The organism is Pseudomonas folii, assembly GCF_014357575.1.
Lineage (GTDB): Bacteria > Pseudomonadota > Gammaproteobacteria > Pseudomonadales > Pseudomonadaceae > Aquipseudomonas > Aquipseudomonas folii.
In genome coordinates this window covers 1-17,101 of the sequence record NZ_JACONW010000120.1, presented here as the reverse complement: position 1 = coordinate 17,101, position 17,101 = coordinate 1, and the positions used below count along the sequence as shown (strand labels likewise).

The 17,101-nt window shown below is 56.0% G+C and carries 14 protein-coding genes; 4 read left to right on the top strand and 10 right to left on the bottom strand.

The genetic code is table 11. From position 1 onward, the window contains the following. The first annotated feature begins 246 nt into the window (after positions 1-246). Complete coding sequence (locus tag H8S59_RS20415; RefSeq protein ID WP_187522608.1) at positions 247-2,481, top strand: alpha/beta hydrolase; 2,235 nt, start codon at positions 247-249, stop codon at positions 2,479-2,481. Between the two features lie 137 nt (positions 2,482-2,618). On the opposite strand, the gene H8S59_RS20410 is transcribed toward H8S59_RS20415, so the two are convergent. Both H8S59_RS20410 and yejK read right to left on the bottom strand, forming a co-directional pair. After that, on the bottom strand, positions 2,619-2,969 hold the full coding sequence (locus H8S59_RS20410) for a glutaredoxin family protein (RefSeq protein WP_122397848.1): 351 nt from the start codon (positions 2,967-2,969) through the stop codon (positions 2,619-2,621). A 12-nt stretch (positions 2,970-2,981) separates the two neighbouring features. After that, positions 2,982-3,983, bottom strand: a complete 1,002-nt coding sequence (gene yejK / locus H8S59_RS20405; RefSeq protein WP_187522607.1) for a nucleoid-associated protein YejK — start codon at positions 3,981-3,983, stop codon at positions 2,982-2,984. Positions 3,984-4,388: 405 nt separating this feature from the next. Between yejK and H8S59_RS20400 the strand changes: the two genes are divergently transcribed. Next, a complete protein-coding gene (locus tag H8S59_RS20400) occupies positions 4,389-4,670 on the top strand; it encodes an HU family DNA-binding protein (RefSeq protein ID WP_027900723.1) in 282 nt (93 codons plus the stop codon). Positions 4,671-4,895: 225 nt separating this feature from the next. On the opposite strand, the gene rlmF is transcribed toward H8S59_RS20400, so the two are convergent. The 5 genes from rlmF to H8S59_RS20375 form a co-directional block, all read right to left on the bottom strand. After that, positions 4,896-5,912, bottom strand: coding sequence for a 23S rRNA (adenine(1618)-N(6))-methyltransferase RlmF (rlmF, locus tag H8S59_RS20395; protein WP_187522606.1), 1,017 nt, complete (start codon positions 5,910-5,912; stop codon positions 4,896-4,898). 180 nt (positions 5,913-6,092) lie between these two features. Beyond that, on the bottom strand, positions 6,093-8,939 hold the full coding sequence (locus tag H8S59_RS20390; RefSeq protein ID WP_187522605.1) for a valine--tRNA ligase: 2,847 nt from the start codon (positions 8,937-8,939) through the stop codon (positions 6,093-6,095). Between the two features lie 322 nt (positions 8,940-9,261). After that, positions 9,262-9,693, bottom strand: coding sequence for a DNA polymerase III subunit chi (locus H8S59_RS20385; RefSeq protein ID WP_187522604.1), 432 nt, complete (start codon positions 9,691-9,693; stop codon positions 9,262-9,264). Between the two features lie 7 nt (positions 9,694-9,700). Then, entirely contained in the window at positions 9,701-10,129 is a 429-nt protein-coding gene (locus H8S59_RS20380; protein ID WP_095101346.1) for a DNA polymerase III subunit chi, read from the bottom strand. Positions 10,130-10,335: 206 nt separating this feature from the next. Continuing rightward, a complete protein-coding gene (locus H8S59_RS20375; RefSeq protein WP_187522603.1) occupies positions 10,336-11,826 on the bottom strand; it encodes a leucyl aminopeptidase in 1,491 nt (496 codons plus the stop codon). 320 nt (positions 11,827-12,146) lie between these two features. Between H8S59_RS20375 and lptF the strand changes: the two genes are divergently transcribed. Both lptF and lptG read left to right on the top strand, forming a co-directional pair. Next, complete coding sequence (gene lptF / locus H8S59_RS20370; protein WP_095101342.1) at positions 12,147-13,268, top strand: LPS export ABC transporter permease LptF; 1,122 nt, start codon at positions 12,147-12,149, stop codon at positions 13,266-13,268. After that, a complete protein-coding gene (lptG, locus tag H8S59_RS20365) occupies positions 13,261-14,322 on the top strand; it encodes an LPS export ABC transporter permease LptG (protein ID WP_095101340.1) in 1,062 nt (353 codons plus the stop codon). The genes lptF and lptG overlap by 8 nt, the downstream gene beginning before the upstream one ends. Positions 14,323-14,719: 397 nt before the next feature. Here lptG and H8S59_RS20360 read toward each other — a convergent pair whose 3' ends face one another. The 3 genes from H8S59_RS20360 to gcvT form a co-directional block, all read right to left on the bottom strand. Next, positions 14,720-15,205, bottom strand: a complete 486-nt coding sequence (locus tag H8S59_RS20360; protein WP_187522602.1) for an RDD family protein — start codon at positions 15,203-15,205, stop codon at positions 14,720-14,722. A gap of 100 nt (positions 15,206-15,305) precedes the next feature. Continuing rightward, positions 15,306-15,518 carry a cold-shock protein gene (locus tag H8S59_RS20355; RefSeq protein ID WP_095101336.1) on the bottom strand — a complete coding sequence of 71 codons (213 nt, stop codon included), beginning with the start codon at positions 15,516-15,518 and terminating at the stop codon, positions 15,306-15,308. Between the two features lie 415 nt (positions 15,519-15,933). Further along, on the bottom strand, positions 15,934-17,058 hold the full coding sequence (gene gcvT, locus H8S59_RS20350; protein ID WP_187522601.1) for a glycine cleavage system aminomethyltransferase GcvT: 1,125 nt from the start codon (positions 17,056-17,058) through the stop codon (positions 15,934-15,936). Positions 17,059-17,101 lie beyond the last annotated feature (43 nt).

Here is a 17,101-nt window from a genome sequence, read left to right as displayed (position 1 = left end):
ATTTGCAGTAACCGCACCACTCGGTGGCGTACATCACTACTCGGGCCTGCGTTTGGTACTTAGCAGATAAAAGGTTATGCAGGTGGCGCATAGCTATAAACTATATAACAACTCGCAGTTAATGTAAGTCCAAAATAGTATATTGGTTGTTGTTGGCGGCAGTGGACAGGGGGCGGGTGTAGGCGTAATTTTAGATTGTAGAGATGGGTAGTAAAGCTAGTAAGTCCATGTGCGGGTATGTATAAAATGAAAGCAAGAAACTGGCAAATCGTTACCGAAAATACTATTTCTTACGTCGAGTTTTATTTTGAAGAGCCTCAGCCCTTATTTGATTCTGATCCAAGTTTGTTCGTTGATGGGATTCGGTATGAGGCTGAATGGTTGCACGACCGTCAAACATTGAGGGCACCCGTCCCCGATCAGCAGCTCTACGGCATAAAAGAAGTTTTGCCCTCCTCTTTATATTTTCGTTCCCTTCGGAAGGCGCGTAAGTTAACTCCAAAAAAACGGAAAATGAGTGGTGATATCCTGCCCCGCGTGAATGCGCCGGATGCGCTTTCGCACGGAAAATATAATGTTATTCGTCACGATTACGACTATGGTGATGAGGTGTTGTTGTTGCCCGGCGGTACTACGCCTGTGGAGTTCCGTGCAGCGGTATATATGCCCGAGGATACAGTTGAGGCTCATTCTGTAATAGTCTTTGTTCATGGAGTGCACTGGGCATGCTACAACGAGGAAAGCCATGATTTTTTCCAATGGCCCTGCAGAGCAGGCTTTGTACCTAAGCCTAGTTATGAAGGTTACGCTGAGTTAGCTTATGCGCTTGCCAGTCAGGGTTACGCGGTTATATCTGTATCTGCCATCGGCCTGTTGCGTGAAAGTCAAGAAGACAGCCTTCGTCGAGGACACCTGATTTTGGCCCACCTTGATTTATTAGCCGACGCCAACAATGGTACTCACCCTGAACTTTCCTTCCTGACAGGTAAACTGGATCTACAAAATATAGGCCTCATGGGGCATTCCCGCGGTGGGGAAGGGGTCGCGAGAGCGATTACCCTGAATAAGGTTCTTGATAAAGGCTACGGTATACGTGCTGCTGTGCTGCTGGGCACCACTGCTTTACAAGACATCGCTATACCTGACACGCACACAGCGTTCATTCTTCCATTTTTAGACGGTGATTGTATCGAGCTGGATGGCCAGTGGGTATCTGACCTGTCTCGCTATGCTTTTGACGATGATGTATTGCGCAGCTCCGTTTTGATGCTGGGGGCAAACCATAATTTTTACAATTCGATGTGGTCTCCCGGGATTGTTGGAGGTTTCGATGATGCAGATGAAACATGGGGCGAAGTTGAGGTTGAGCGGTTGACGCAAGTAGAGCAGCGTCTGCTAGGCTCTTTTTACATGGGGGCTTTTTTTCGGCTGATCTTGGGGAGAGAGCAGCAATTTCTCCCGTTATTTGATGGTTCACTTGTAAGGTTACCCATATTGCCAACAGCAGAAGTGCGCAGCTCTGCACATTTTCCAGCCTCAAGTCGATACGTGATTCAAAGCTTTGAAACCCTTTACGGCGAAGACACTTCCCTGATGCCTGGAAACTGGATGTGGGATGTTAAACAAGGAGTCGGTGAAATAAAAATGAAAGCCCCCATCGGGAGTGCTCCCTACAGATTACGATACGCGCACGATAATTTACATAGTTATCTAAATCTCAAAAGTGAGACCCCGCTAGCCCCTGCAGAACTCGAACTGCATACCCCTGAGGGTGGCGATCCTGTAGATATCTCGATCTATACTCATCTGAATTTTCACGTTGCGCTTTTGCGGGGAGAAAATCCTGAAGAGTATGTTGAACTTAATCTGAGTGTAGGGGGGGCTACCGTTGATCTCACCAAAACCATATCTTACATTCGGTCAGTTCCTGAAATAATTCCAGGTGTAGAGACCTTTCTTCAGCAGCAGGTTTCGGTACCGCTCACAGATTTCCCTATTGATCTGTCCAAGCCAGTTGATAGTATGTTAATCACATTGCCTCAGGGTGGGAATATTTATCTGTCTGATATCGTCTTCGTGAAACCTTCCTTGGGAAGTATTTCATCCATTGATCTACCCTTTATCAGTCTCATGGGGGATATGCCCATTGTAGCAACGGGAGATGAGCAAGAGTTGGAAGTTCAAGTTTTTCTGTCAGGGCGGGCGTTGTCAAGAGTCTCGTTTCGAATTGAGTTTAATATACGTCATAGCAGTGAAGGAATGATGCATTTTTCTGAACGCGGGGAACTGCAGCCTGGAGAGCAGTCTACAACGGTGACCTTTAAAATACCCGCCGGTGGTTTCGGATCCATGTATGCCGGAGTGGGTGAAGATGGAAGTTTCCATTACATTGCAACAGTTAGTTTACGTGCCTTGTCGAACGCCGTGCTTGATCGTGCTTCTACGAGATTCATAATAACGCCTTATCCCCAAGCTCTATGAATTGTCTTTTTCACCAACAAGATACCGCTTTGGCCTATAAGGCGCGATACATCCAATACACAGGTTTTAAATGGGCGGATACTAATAGGCGACGAAGTATTATCTCTCATGGTTGCAGGTACCATGGGGCTCCCGAATCACTTCAACGCCGCCAATATCGCCTCTTCGCTGAATCCCCTGATGATCGTGCCATTCACGTCAATCAACGGGATGCCACGCCCACCCAGTGCCTCGTAAGCCTTGCGGCCCTCGTCTGACTTCTCGATGTCATATTCCTTGAACGGAATACCTTTGCTGTCGAGAAAACGCCGCGTCTGTTTGCAGTAGCCGCACCACTCGGTGGCGTACATCACTACTCGGGCCTGCGCCTGAGTTTGCGCAGGGATCGCATCCGACGGGTTGAAGAAGTGCTCGATCTTGCCCCAGTTCTGATAAACCACGACGACCAGCATGATCAGGGCGAACTTCTTCAATGTGCGTAGCAACATGCTCGTGTGTCCTTAGCGGCGCTTGAGCTGATCAGTCAGTTGCGTCGGCAGGCCCTTGATGATCAGCGTACCGGCTGCTTCGTCGTATTCGATCTTGTCGCCCAACAGATGCGCTTCAAAGCTGATCGACAGGCCTTCTGCGCGGCCTGTAAAGCGGCGGAACTGGTTTAGGGTGCGCTTATCCGCAGGGATTTCCGGCGACAGGCCGTAGTCTTTGTTGCGGATGTGGTCGTAGAAGGCACGCGGGCGCTCTTCGTCGATCAGGCCGGAGAGTTCTTCCAGGCCCATGGGCTCGCCCATCTTGCTCTGGCTGCTGGCGTAGTCGACCAGGGTTTTGGTTTTCTCGCGGGCGGAATCTTCCGGCAGGTCTTCGCTTTCGACGAAGTCGCTGAACGCCTTGAGCAGGGTGCGGGTTTCGCCCGGGCCGTCGACGCCTTCCTGGCAGCCGATGAAGTCGCGGAAGTATTCCGAAACCTTCTTGCCATTCTTGCCCTTGATGAACGAGATGTACTGCTTGGACATCTTGTTGTTCTGCCACTCGGACACGTTGATCCGCGCTGCCAGATGCAACTGGCCAAGGTCCAGATGGCGCGATGGGGTCACGTCGAGGGTTTCGCTCACAGCCACGCCTTCGCTGTGGTGCAGCAGAGCGATGACCAGGTAATCAGTCATGCCCTGTTGGTAGTGAGCAAACAGCACGTGGCCGCCGACGGACAGGTTGGATTCTTCCATCAGCTTTTGCAGGTGTTCTACTGCGGCCCGGCTGAATGCCGTGAAATCTTTGCCGCCGTCCATGTACTCCTTCAGCCAGCCGCTGAACGGATGCGCACCAGACTCGGCGTGGAAGAATCCCCAGGCCTTGCCTTGTTTGGCGTTATAGCTTTCGTTGAGGTCGGCCAGCATGTTCTCGATGGCTTGAGACTCAGCGAGTTCGGAGTCGCGTGCGTGGAGAACTGCGGGCGTGCCGTCGGGTTTCTTGTCGATCAGGTGGACGATGCAATGACGGATCGGCATGGGTTTCTCGGCTGGTTGTGAGCGGGATACTGACGAGCGGCGCTGCTCGATTTACGGCGGGCAGTGTAACGCACCCGAGGCGTGAAACGAGGCTGTAACCCTTGGTTTTAGCTCTCATGGGGTGTCCGAACCGCTTTTTTTCGGTTCAAACGGGAGAAACCTGTCCAATCGGGTAGGTTAGTGCGGATATTTGCTCGGCTCTGTGCTAGTTTTGCCCCGTCTTGCGCAGCATAGCGCGCCAAGCACCGCAGTTTGTGTGCGTTTGGGCCGAACCAATGCCCGGTTTCAGTATCTACACTTCGCGATTAATCGTGGCTGCTACTGGAGGGTCGGGTTCATGATCCGGCTCCAGGCCGACGCTGCACTCTGCAATCCAAATGAATTTGATAGGGAAGGAACACCACCATGGCTCTGACTAAAGACCAATTGATCGCCGATATCGCAGAAGCTATCGACGCGCCAAAAACCACCGCGCGTAATGCTCTTGAGCAATTGGGCCAAATTGTTGCCGACCAACTGGAAAACGGCGCTGAAATCACTCTGCCGGGCATCGGCAAACTGAAAGTAGCCGAGCGTCCAGCTCGCACTGGCCGCAACCCTTCGACTGGCGCTGCCATCGAAATCGCTGCCAAGAAAGTCATCAAGTTCGTACCAGCTAAAGTGCTGAACGACTCGATCAACAAGTAAGCCTACGCTTGCTGTTGAAAAAGCCGTGCACCGGTTAACCGGGCACGGCTTTTTTGTGGGTCAGATTTGCAAATGCTGGGGTGGAATGCATTCCCTGTGGGAGCGGTGCTTGCCCGCGATTCAGGCGATAAGGTGTAAAGCCATACACCGAGTTATCGTTCATCGTCGGAATGCCGCCCAGACCAAGCACCGCTCCCACATAGTAATGCGCTCAAGAATGTCGAATTACACCCAACGCTCCTGGCGCCACGCCTCTTGTCTGGCCTTGTCATGAAAAGTCCACGCTACGAATCGGCTCTGTTTCTGGCCCTGTCCCATCTCGATCACCTGGCTTTCAAACACGCCTGCTTTCTTCAGTGTGCTTTGAATCATCGGCAGGTTTGATGCCTTCGACACCAGTGTGCTGAACCACAACACCTGCTTCGCCACTTGGGTGCTTTCTTTGATCAACTGCGTGACGAAACCGATCTCGCCGCCTTCACACCACAGTTCCTGCGATTGCCCGCCGAAATTGAGCACCGGCAGTTTGCGTTTCGGATCTGCCTTGCCCAGTGCGCGCCATTTACGCTGGCTGCCGCGTTGCGCCTCCTCCAGAGACGAGTGGAAGGGCGGGTTGCACAGGCTCACGTCGAAGCGTTCATCGTTGTTGAGCAGGTCCAGCAGGATTTGCTTGCGATTGCTTTGCTGACGCAGGCTGATGGTCTTGCTCAGGTTGTTGGACTTGATGATTGCAGTGGCAGCGGCAACGGCGGTCGTGTCGATCTCCGAGCCCAGGAACTGCCAGCCATAGTCGCTATGACCGATCAGCGGGTAGACGCAGTTGGCACCGGTGCCGACGTCCAGTGCCTTGATCGACGCGCCGCGAGGAATTACGCCTTCGTTGCGCGCTGCCAGCAGGTCGGCGAGAAAGTGCAGGTAGTCGGCGCGGCCTGGAATCGGCGGGCACAGGTAGTCGGCCGGGATATCCCAATGGGCGATACCGTAGAACGACTTGAGCAGCGCCCTGTTGAACACGCGTACGGCGGCAGGGTTGGCAAAGTCGATGCTTTCCTTGCCGTACGGGTTGGTGATCAGGAACTGACCCAGTTCCGGGCTGCTTTTGATGAGCTTGGGAAAGTCGTAATGGCCCTGATGGCGGTTGCGCGGGTGCAAGGTGGCCTTTTCACGGGGCTCGGCAGGTTTGCCTGGCTGCGTCGGTTTGGGCTTTTTGCGGGGTGGTTTTGGGGTGTTCGGGATGGTCATGGGATCAGATTCTGTGAGGAAGGCGACCCCTGTAGGAGCTGCCGAAGGCTGCGAATGGGTCTAAACCCTTGCAGCACCTTTGAAGCTACCACCGCTTCGCAGCCTGCGGCAGCTCCTACAAAAAATATGCGATAAAAAAGGGAGGTCGCGATGGACCTCCCTTTTTATTCATCGCTGTGTTTACAAACTCGCAATCCGCGCATGCTGCTCGGCCAGTTTGCCCAAGGCCTGTTCGGCTTCGGCCATTTTGGCGCGTTCCTTGGCGATGACTTCCTGCGGCGCCTTGTCGACGAACGCGGCGTTGGACAGCTTGCCGCCCACCCGTTGCACTTCGCCTTGCAGACGCAGGATTTCCTTGTCCAGGCGCGCCAACTCGGCATCTTTGTCGATCAGACCCGCCATTGGCACCAGCACTTCCATTTCGCCTACCAGCCCGGTGGCTGACAGCGGAGCTTCAGCGCCTGCTTCCAGTACGGTGATGGATTCCAGCTTGGCCAGTTTCTTCAGCAGGTAATCGTTTTCCTGCAGGCGACGCAAGTCTTCGGCGTTGACGTTCTTGAGGAACAGTTGCAGCGGCTTGCCCGGACCGATGTTCATTTCGCCACGAATGTTACGGGTGGCGAGCATCAGGCCCTTGAGCCACTCGATGTCGTCTTCGGCGGCCTGATCGATGCGTGCTTCGTTGGCCACTGGCCAAGGTTGCAGCATGATGGTTTTGCCTTCCGCACCTGCCAGCGGCGCAAGGCGCTGCCAGATTTCTTCGGTGATAAACGGCATGAACGGGTGCGCCAGACGCAGCGCAACTTCCAGCACGCGAACCAGCGTACGGCGAGTGCCGCGTTGACGTTCCACCGGCGCATTCTCGTCCCACAGCACTGGCTTGGAGAGTTCCAGGTACCAGTCGCAATACTGGTTCCAGATGAACTCGTACAAGGCCTGAGCCGCGAGGTCGAAACGGAACTGATCCAGTTGACGGGTCACTTCGGCTTCGGTGCGTTGCAGTTGCGAGATGATCCAGCGATCAGCCAGCGACAGCTCGACTTCTTCGCCGTTCTGGCCACAGTCTTCACCTTTGTCCAGCACGTAGCGCGCGGCGTTCCAGATCTTGTTGCAGAAGTTGCGATAGCCTTCAACGCGGCCCATGTCGAACTTGATGTCACGACCGGTGGATGCCAGTGAGCAGAAGGTGAAGCGCAGGGCGTCGGTGCCGTAGCTGGCGATGCCGTCGGCGAATTCGTCGCGGGTCTGCTTTTCAATCTTCTTCGCCAGTTTCGGCTGCATCATGCCTGAGGTGCGTTTCTGCACCAGGTCTTCCAGCTCGATGCCGTCGATGATGTCCAGCGGGTCGAGGACGTTGCCCTTGGACTTGGACATCTTCTGGCCCTGGCCATCGCGGACCAGACCGTGCACATACACCGTCTTGAACGGTACTTGCGGCGTGCCGTCTTCGTCTTTCACCAAATGCATGGTGAGCATGATCATCCGGGCAACCCAGAAGAAGATGATGTCGAAACCGGTGACCAGTACGTCGGTGGAGTGGAAAGTCTCCAGCGCCTTGGTTTTTTCCGGCCAGCCCAGGGTGGAGAACGTCCACAGGCCCGAGCTGAACCAGGTATCGAGTACGTCGTTGTCCTGTTGCAGCGCAACGTCGGGACCGAGACTGTTCTTGGCGCGGACTTCGGCTTCGTCGCGACCGACGTACACCTTGCCGGACTCGTCGTACCAGGCCGGGATGCGGTGGCCCCACCAGAGCTGACGGCTGATGCACCAGTCCTGGATGTCACGCATCCACGAGAAGTACATGTTTTCGTATTGCTTGGGCACGAAGGCGATGCGGCCGTCTTCGACAGCAGCGATGGCCGGTTCAGCCAGAGGCTTGGTGGATACGTACCACTGGTCAGTCAGCCACGGCTCGATGATGGTGCCGGAACGGTCGCCTTTCGGGACTTTCAGGGCGTGATCGTCAACACTGACCAGCAGGCCTGCAGCGTCGAACGCAGCAACGATCTGCTTGCGCGCTTCGAAACGGTCAAGGCCTGCGTATTCGGCCGGCAGGGTGCCGTCCACGGTTTCGTTCAGGGTGCCGTCGAGGTTGAACACCTGCGCCGCGGCCAGCACGTCGGCGTTCTTGTCGAAGATGTTCAGCAGCGGCAGATTGTGGCGCTTGCCGACTTCGTAGTCGTTGAAGTCGTGGGCCGGGGTGATTTTCACGCAGCCGGTGCCGAATTCAGGGTCGCAGTATTCATCCGCAATGATCGGAATACGGCGGCCAACCAGCGGCAGCTCAACGAACTTGCCGATCAGTGCTTTGTAACGTTCGTCTTCCGGGTTAACGGCGACGGCGGCATCACCGAGCATGGTTTCCGGGCGAGTCGTGGCAACGATCAGGTAATCCAGGCCGTCAGCGGTTTTCGCGCCATCAGCCAGTGGATAACGCAGGTTCCACAGGAAGCCTTTCTCGTCGTGGTTTTCCACTTCGAGATCGGAAATAGCGGTGTGCAGCTTGGTGTCCCAGTTGACCAGACGCTTGCCGCGATAGATCAGGCCATCTTCATGCAGGCGCACAAAGGCTTCTTTAACCGCATCGGACAGGCCGTCGTCCATGGTGAAACGCTCACGGCTCCAGTCGACAGACGAGCCCAGGCGACGGATCTGACGGCTGATGTTGCCGCCGGACTGATCCTTCCATTCCCAGATTTTTTCCAGAAACTTGTCGCGGCCCAGATCGTGGCGATTGAGGCCTTGAGCTTCGATCTGACGCTCTACCAGCATTTGTGTGGCGATACCGGCATGGTCGGTGCCCGGCTGCCACAGGGTGTTGCGACCCTGCATGCGGCGGAAACGGATCAAGGCGTCCATGATCGCGTTATTGAAACCATGGCCCATGTGCAGGCTGCCGGTGACGTTCGGCGGCGGGATCATGATGGTGTACGAGTCACCCGCGCCCTGCGGGGCGAAGTAATTCTCGGATTCCCAGGTTTGATACCAGGAAGTTTCAATAGCGTGCGGCTGGTAGGTCTTGTCCATGCGCGGCGGGAACCTATTGCTGTAATTCAGGAAAGCCGACAAGTATAGCGGGGATGAACGGCTGGGCGTAGAGCGGGGCGATAATGGGCTGTAAAAATTAGAAGGCAATTGTCGGGCGCGGACTGCTGCGGTGTCTGTGACACCGCGCTGTCGTGAAATTAACGCAGTCGTATGTGGGAGGTTCTATGTTTGCCCGCAAGTTGACGTGGGACCGGCTTTAGCCGGGAAGGCGGCGTTTCTGACGACAAATATCTAGTGAATGTACTGGCCTCTTCCCGGCTAAAGCCGGTCCCACGTCATCAGTGTGTCCTGTGGAGCGGGGTTAATTCTGATACTGGCTCAGCAACCGTTCCATCCGGGCTTCAAGGCGACGCTTGATTTCGGTCTCGATATGCGGGGCGAAGTCGTCGATGACGTCTTGCATGATCAATTGGGCGGCGGCGCGCAGTTCTGAGTCCAGATGCAACAGAGCATCTTCTTTGGATCTTGCCTGCACCGGAGCAGCAGCCACGGGCGGCTCGACAGGTTGTGCGACAGGCTCGGGCGTCAGGGTTGGAATATCGGCATCATCTTCATCGCCAAAATCCAGTTCCTGGTGCAGTACCGGTTTTGCGCCCACCACATCGAACAGCAAAGGGATCTGGCCCTCGCCATGAGCCGGCGGTTGCTGGGAGTCATCGCCAAGCAGTTGTCGGATCGACTCAAGGTCGTCCAGCAAGTGGGCGGAGTCTTTCAGGGGTTTTGAATTATCCATCGTGTGCTCAAAGCCGCTGTAGTCGGTGATCTTGCAGAGGATAGCCCTGTTCACGATAGAAACGAAAACTCTCTCGTGCGGCCAGTCGTATGGCGGGATCTTCCACCACTATTTCCGCCACGCGGGCGAAACGTTTGAAAAAATCGGGGATGCGCAGGTCCAGATTGACCAGCAGATCCTGATGTTGCCCCGGGTCTTCACCCAGGCCCAGCACCACAGGCGCGACCTGATCGTCTTCGGCGTCACCGTGGGGAATGAAGGTTTCACCCTTGAAGCGCCACAGCCGGGCATCCAGGTCTTCACGCTGCGCGGCATCGCTGCAATGCAGGTAAATCCGGTGACCCATACGCCAGGCTTTTTCCGTGAGCTTGCAGGCGAAATCCAGACGTGCCGAAGGATCCGGGCTGGGGAGAATGTAGAAGTCGACTTGTGTCATGTAGGTTCCAGGTCGCGGGGCGCTTGTTTCTCATCAACATCACATCAATCATGGATTTGAAATGCATATCCCTGTAGGAGCGCACGGAGGTTACGACGCCCGCGATAGCGGTGTATCAGGAAAACCGCCATCGCTGCCTCGCGTTGCTCGTGAGCTCCTACAGGGCTGCGTTTTTTTCCATATGACTGCAACCGCCCCGGTTTTCCTTATGCGCCTGCGCGGTCCAGCAGGTATTGGGTCAGCAATGGAACCGGACGGCCAGTGGCGCCCTTGTCCTTGCCGCCGCTCAGCCAGGCTGTGCCGGCGATGTCCAGGTGCGCCCATTCGTAGGTTTTGGTGAATCGCGACAGGAAGCAGGCTGCGGTGATGGTGCCGCCTTTCGGGCCACCAATATTGGCGATGTCCGCAAACGGGCTGTCCAGTTGCTCCTGATATTCATCGAACAACGGCAACTGCCATGCGCGGTCGTCGGCAAACTTGCCCGCGTCGAGCAATTGATTGATCAGCGCATCGTTGTTACCCAGCAGACCGGACGTGTGACCGCCCAATGCGACGACACAAGCGCCGGTCAGGGTGGCGATGTCGATCACGGCCTGAGGCTTGAAGCGCTCGGCGTAGGTCAGCGCATCACACAGCACCAGACGGCCTTCGGCGTCGGTGTTGAGGATTTCCACCGTCTGCCCGCTCATGGTGGTGACGATGTCGCCAGGACGAGTCGCGGTGCCGCTCGGCATGTTCTCGGCGGCGGCGATGACGCACACCAGGTTGATCGGCAGTTGCAGTTCCAGCACGGCGCGCAGGGTACCGAACACGCTGGCAGCGCCACACATGTCGAACTTCATCTCGTCCATGCCCGCAGCAGGTTTGATGCTGATGCCGCCGGTATCGAAGGTGATGCCTTTACCGACCAGTACGAAAGGCTTTTCGCTTTTCTTGCCGCCGGAGTAGTTCATGACGATGAGGCGTGGCGGCTGAGCGCTGCCCTGTGCCACGGCAAGGAACGAACCCATGCCCAGTTCGGCGAGTTTTTTCTCGTCGTGAACTTCAACCTTGAGGTTTTTGTGCGCTTTGCCCAACGCCTTGGCTTGTTCGCCCAGATAAGTCGGGTGGCAGATGTTCGGCGGCATGTTGCCCAGATCGCGGGTCAAGGCCATACCGGTAGCGATGGCCTGAGCGTGAGTCGCTGCACGCTCTACATCGGCGACGCTGATTTTGTCGGTCAGCAGGGTGACTTTTTTCAGCGCTTTGGCTTCGGCTTTCTGGCTCTTGAAACGATCAAAAACATATTCGCCGTCGGCCAGGGTTTCCACCAGCAAGCGTGCCTTGCCGTAAGTGTCGCGATTTTTGACGACGACCTGATCCAGAGCGATGGCGGCGTCGCTGCCGCCCAGACCTTTAAGAGTCGACAGCACGGCGCTGATGATTTTCTTGAATTGACGGTCAGACAATTCGGGCTCTTTACCAGTGCCGACCAGCAAAACGCGCTCGGTTTTCAAATTGGGCAGGTTGTGCAGGAGCAGGCTTTGCCCCACTTTGCCGATCAGATCACCGCGTTTCAGCACTGCGCTGATGGCACCGCCGCTCAGGGCGTCTACGGTTTTTGCGGCATCGCTGAGCGCGCGACCTTCGCCTACGGCGACTACCAGGGTCGCGGTTTTCAAGGTTTCTGGGCTTACGCTTTTAACAACCAATTCCATGTCGGGGTCCCCGAATAAACGATGAGCTATCGCGAAATGAATGACGTGCGCGGCAGGGAGCGTGTGTTTCGCATCAACATGCCAACGACAAGGCCCGCAGTTTGACCCCGCCACGGGACCGCTGACAACCCCGGAAAACATGTGAGTGTGGCTCTGTGCAGGACGTTTCCGAGAGAACTATCCGGGTGACGCAGTGACAGAGGACCTCATTCACAGGATAATGCCGCATATTTTTTGGCAGACCCGTGTTGAATCTGCCGCCACTGCTAGTACCTTTTCTTGTCTGGCTGCCTGAGCCTGGCGACCCTGGAGTGTCTGGTTTGATCGTCTTTCGTTATCTGTCCCGAGAAGTGCTGGTTACCTTGAGCGCTGTGAGCGCTGTGTTGTTGGTAATCATCATGAGCGGACGCTTCATCAAGTACCTCGCGCAGGCCGCGTCCGGGGCACTGGATCCGGGCGTTCTGTTCATGATCATGGGCTTTCGTATGCCCGGCTTCCTGCAACTGATCCTCCCGCTGGGTCTGTTTCTGGGGATTCTGCTGGCTTACGGTCGGCTCTATCTCGAAAGCGAAATGACCGTGCTTGCCGCCACCGGCATGAGCCAGCAGCGTTTGCTGTGGATGACCATGGCGCCAGCGACCGTGGTGGCGCTGCTGGTTGCCTGGCTGAGCTTCAGCCTGGCACCGCAGGGCGCGACGCAGTTTTCCCTGCTGATCAACAAGCAGGACGCGATGACTGAATTCGATACGTTGGTGCCAGGCCGCTTCCAGGCCCTGCGCGACGGTACTCGTGTCACTTATACCCAAGAGCTTTCTGATGATCGTTCGAATCTGGGCGGTGTATTCATTTCGGAAAAGCGCGTTTCTTCCGACAAGAGCAAGGATCGCGGGATTACCGTTCTGGTGGCAGAAAAAGGTCACCAGGAGATCAAGCCTGACGGTAACCGCTTCCTGATCCTGGAAAACGGCTATCGCTACGACGGCAATCCGGGTGAGGCCGACTATCGAGCGATCAAGTACGACACTTACGGCGCGATGCTGCCCAAGCCTGACATCAGCGACGAAATCACTGACCGCGAAGCCATACCGACGTCCGAGCTGTTCGGCAGCGATGTCCTGCGCAACAAGGCCGAACTGCAATGGCGTATCTCGCTGCCGATTCTGGTGTTTATCGTGACCTTGATGGCCGTGCCGCTTTCCCGGGTCAATCCGCGTCAGGGCCGTTATCTGAAACTGCTGCCTGCGATCCTTCTTTATATGGCTTACCTCACTATGCTGATCGCGGTGCGCGGTGCACTTGAGAAAGGCAAGCTGCCCATGGCGCTCGGTATCTGGTGGGTACATGTACTGTTTCTGTTGATCGGCCTTGGTCTTTTGTACTGGGAGCCGCTGCGCTTGAAGATGGCGAGTCGCCGCACCGCGTCGGAGGTGGCTCATGGTTAAGCTCGATCGTTACATTGGTAAAAGCGTTTTCGTTGCCATCCTGGCGGTTCTCGGGATCATTCTCGGTCTGGCTTCGTTGTTCGCCTTTATCGATGAAATGGGTGACGTCAGCGACAGCTACACCTTGCTGGACGCCAGCAGCTTCGTATTGATGACCGCGCCACGGCGTGTGTATGAAATGCTGCCGATGGCTGCGCTCATTGGTTGCCTGATTGGCTTGGGTAGCCTGGCCAGCAGCAGCGAATTGACCATCATGCGTGCTGCGGGTGTGTCCATTGGACGTATCGTCTGGGCGGTCATGAAGCCGATGCTGGTGCTGATGATTGCCGGTGTGCTGATTGGCGAGTATGTGGCCCCGGCAGCCGAGAACCAGGCCCAGGCCAATCGTTCTCTGGCGCAGGGCAGTGGTGATGCACAAAGTGCTCGCCATGGTATGTGGCACCGCCAGGGCGATGAGTTCATTCACATCAACTCGGTGCAACCTAACGGCATTCTGTACGGCGTGACCCGTTATCGCTTCGACAATGAGCGTCACATGCTCAGTGCCAGCTTCGCCAGGCAGGCCAAGTTCAACGAAGATCATTGGTCGCTGAGCGACATCTCCACTACCTTCTTCCGCGATGGCAGCACTGAGGTGATCAAGACGGCTGACGAGCGTTGGGACGTTGCGTTGAGCCCGCAGTTGCTCAGCACGGTCGTGATGCCGCCGGACTCGCTGTCGATTACCGGCTTGTGGCAATACGCGCACTACCTGGCTGACCAAGGCCTGAGCAACGGGCGTTACTGGCTGGCGTTCTGGACCAAGGTTCTGCAGCCGCTGGTAACGGTCGCGCTGGTGTTGATGGCTATCTCCTTCATCTTCGGTCCGCTGCGGTCCGTGACGCTGGGCCAACGGGTGTTTACCGGCGTGCTGGTGGGTTTCACCTTCCGCATCGTGCAGGACCTGCTGGGGCCATCGAGCCTTGTGTTTGGCTTCTCGCCGTTGTTTGCAGTGCTGGTGCCAGCGGGTGTCTGTGCGCTGGCCGGGGTGCTGTTGTTGCGCAGGGCCGGGTAAGGTTCTGCTGCTGTGAAAAAGCCGACTTCGTGTCGGCTTTTTTGTGTGCGCTGTAAAGTACCGTGGCGGACATACCAAGGCTATCGCGGGTAAGCGAGCTCCTACATAACTGCGCTAGCGGGTAGGAGCGAACTTGTTCGCGAGGCGTCAGGCCTGAATTGCCGCATCAAGCCCTCTCGCCAACAAGTTGCCTCCTACCGGATCGCGATCCAGCTGTAGGAAAGCGCCCGCGATGACGATGTAAAGCCCACGCAGCAGCGGGTAGGAGCGAACTTGTTCGCGAGGCGGTGTGCCTGAATAACCGCGTCAGCCCCGTTCGCCAACAAGTTGCTTCCTACCGGACCGCGATCCAGCTGTAGGATCTAATGGCACCACCCAGCCGCAAAGATGAGCTGTTCTACCTCTGCTTCGGCACCCGCACCAACTGGCTGTTGGAATAAAGGTCATGCCAGCTGCGATTCTGCTTATCAAGCAACGCCCAGATAAACCCCAGGCCTAAACACAGCCACGATGCGATGGACACCATAAAGCGCAGCAGCGCTTGCAGCAGGCTGATTCCGCTGCCATCGGCGTTTTGCACGCGGATACCCCATACCTGCATGCCCAGCGTTTGCCCTGAGTGAGTCCAGAACTTGGCGAAGAATCCAAATATTACCAGCAGCAAAATCGTAGACAGGAAAGGGTCGCCGTCCAGCGAGCCTGATTCCGATAGCGCCTTCAGCCGAGCCTCGCCAATAAACGCCATCAACACCAGCTTGTAGACAAACGCCGTCACCAGCAGCAGAGCAAAGCAAAGCAGCGCGTCATAGCAGATCGCAGCGAAGCGGCGGCCCAGGCTCGCGGGCGGGAAGTCACCTGACGGGCTAAGCATGTGTCGGGGCATGGCAGCGGCTCTCAGTCATTGAAAGAGCGCATGTTACTGACTCGCGCCCATAAAAAAGCCCCCTGATATCAATACCAGAGGGCTTTTCATGTTCCAAGGCTTACGCTTCGGGATTAACTTCGTCAGCCTGCATACCTTTCTGGCCTTGCACAGCAACGAAAGTCACCTTCTGACCTTCTTTCAGGCTCTTGAAGCCATTACCCTGAATAGCGCGGAAGTGTACAAACAGATCCGGACCGCTTTCTGGAGTGATAAAGCCAAAACCTTTCTCGTCGTTAAACCACTTGACGGTACCGCTCTGACGTTCAGCCATTTTCTTATTCCCTGGAACTTGAATTGATGACAGCCTCTTTCACATGAAAGAGTACTGGGCTGGTTGCAGGAATTTAAGAAGCGTAGAGCGGGTTGTAGCAAACTTGGCGCTACTGCCCAGGTCCCGATTCAGCGACCCATGCAAACACAGTTGGGAAACTCTACGCTAACTCTTGTTACAAACACAAGCCCCTGTCTGGCGCCCGTATTCAGGAGGTTTTGCGGCGTTTTAAAATATTTACCACTTACTGTGAATCGATAGTTTTTTACTGTTAAGTGCACTCTTCGAGTGCGCTATTTTAGCTGTTACGCTGCTGTTTAGTGCGTGTAATACAGGCGGCCAAACTCGGTGTCAGCCGCCCTGTTTTTTTGACGCCGTTAATCAGCCGCTTTCGTCCTTCTGCCGCGACCGTCACTTACCCGCGATAGTAACGTTGTGCAACGAAAGGCATTTTGCTGACAAGCATCGGTACTTGCTTGCCGCGCACTACCGCCCAGACTTGAGTGCCCAGTGCTGTAAACGCGCTGTTCAAATAACCCATCGCCAAAGGACCGCCAAGGCTGGGTCCGAAGCCACCGCTGCATACAGTGCCAATGGAGTTACCATCGGCATCGACGATTTCTGTGCCTTCGCGCACCGGAGTGCGTTCCTGTGGCAGCAGGCCAACGCGTTTGCGGGCGGGGGCTGTCTGCTGTTGAGCGAAGATCTGCTCTGCGCCCGGGAAACCACCCGCTCGTGCGCCATCTGCGCGCCGAACCTTGGAAATTGCCCACAGCAGGCTGGCTTCGACAGGCGTGGTCTCGGTATTCATGTCGTGGCCGTACAGGCACAAGCCTGCTTCCAGACGCAGTGAATCACGTGCACCCAGGCCAATCGGGGCCACTTCCGGTTCGGCCAACAAGCGTCGGGCCAGTGTTTCAGCCTGATCAGCCGGAACGGAAATTTCGTAGCCGTCTTCGCCGGTGTAACCTGAGCGGCTGACGTAGCAGTCAATACCCAGCAACTGCACGCTGGCGAACTGCATGAAGGTCATTTTTGCGACTTCCGGAGCCAGACGCGCCAACACCGTTACCGCTTGCGGACCTTGCAGGGCGAGCAGGGCGCGTTCTTCAAACAGGGGCTGGATTTCACAGTGGCTGCCCAGGTGTTTCTGCAGGTGAGCCAGGTCTTCGTTCTTGCAGGCGGCATTGACCACCAGCATCAGTTGATCATTGCCAAGGTTGGCGACCATCAAGTCGTCGAGAATGCCGCCGGTTTCATTGGTGAACATGGCGTAACGCTGCATGCCGACGGGCAAGTCGATGATGTCCACCGGCACCAGAGCTTCCAGTGCTTTGGCTGCATCGGCACCCGTCAGGCGAATCTGGCCCATGTGCGACACGTCAAACAACCCGGCTTTTTCACGGGTATGCAGGTGTTCTTTCATCACGCCAGCCGGGTATTGCACCGGCATGTCGTAGCCCGCGAAGGGCACCATCCTGGCACCGAGTTCACGGTGCAGGGCGTGGAGCGGGGTGGTGAGAAGTTGTTCGGTTGTCATGATCGATTCCTTTGAATAGATGGCGCTGATGCCCGGGACGTGG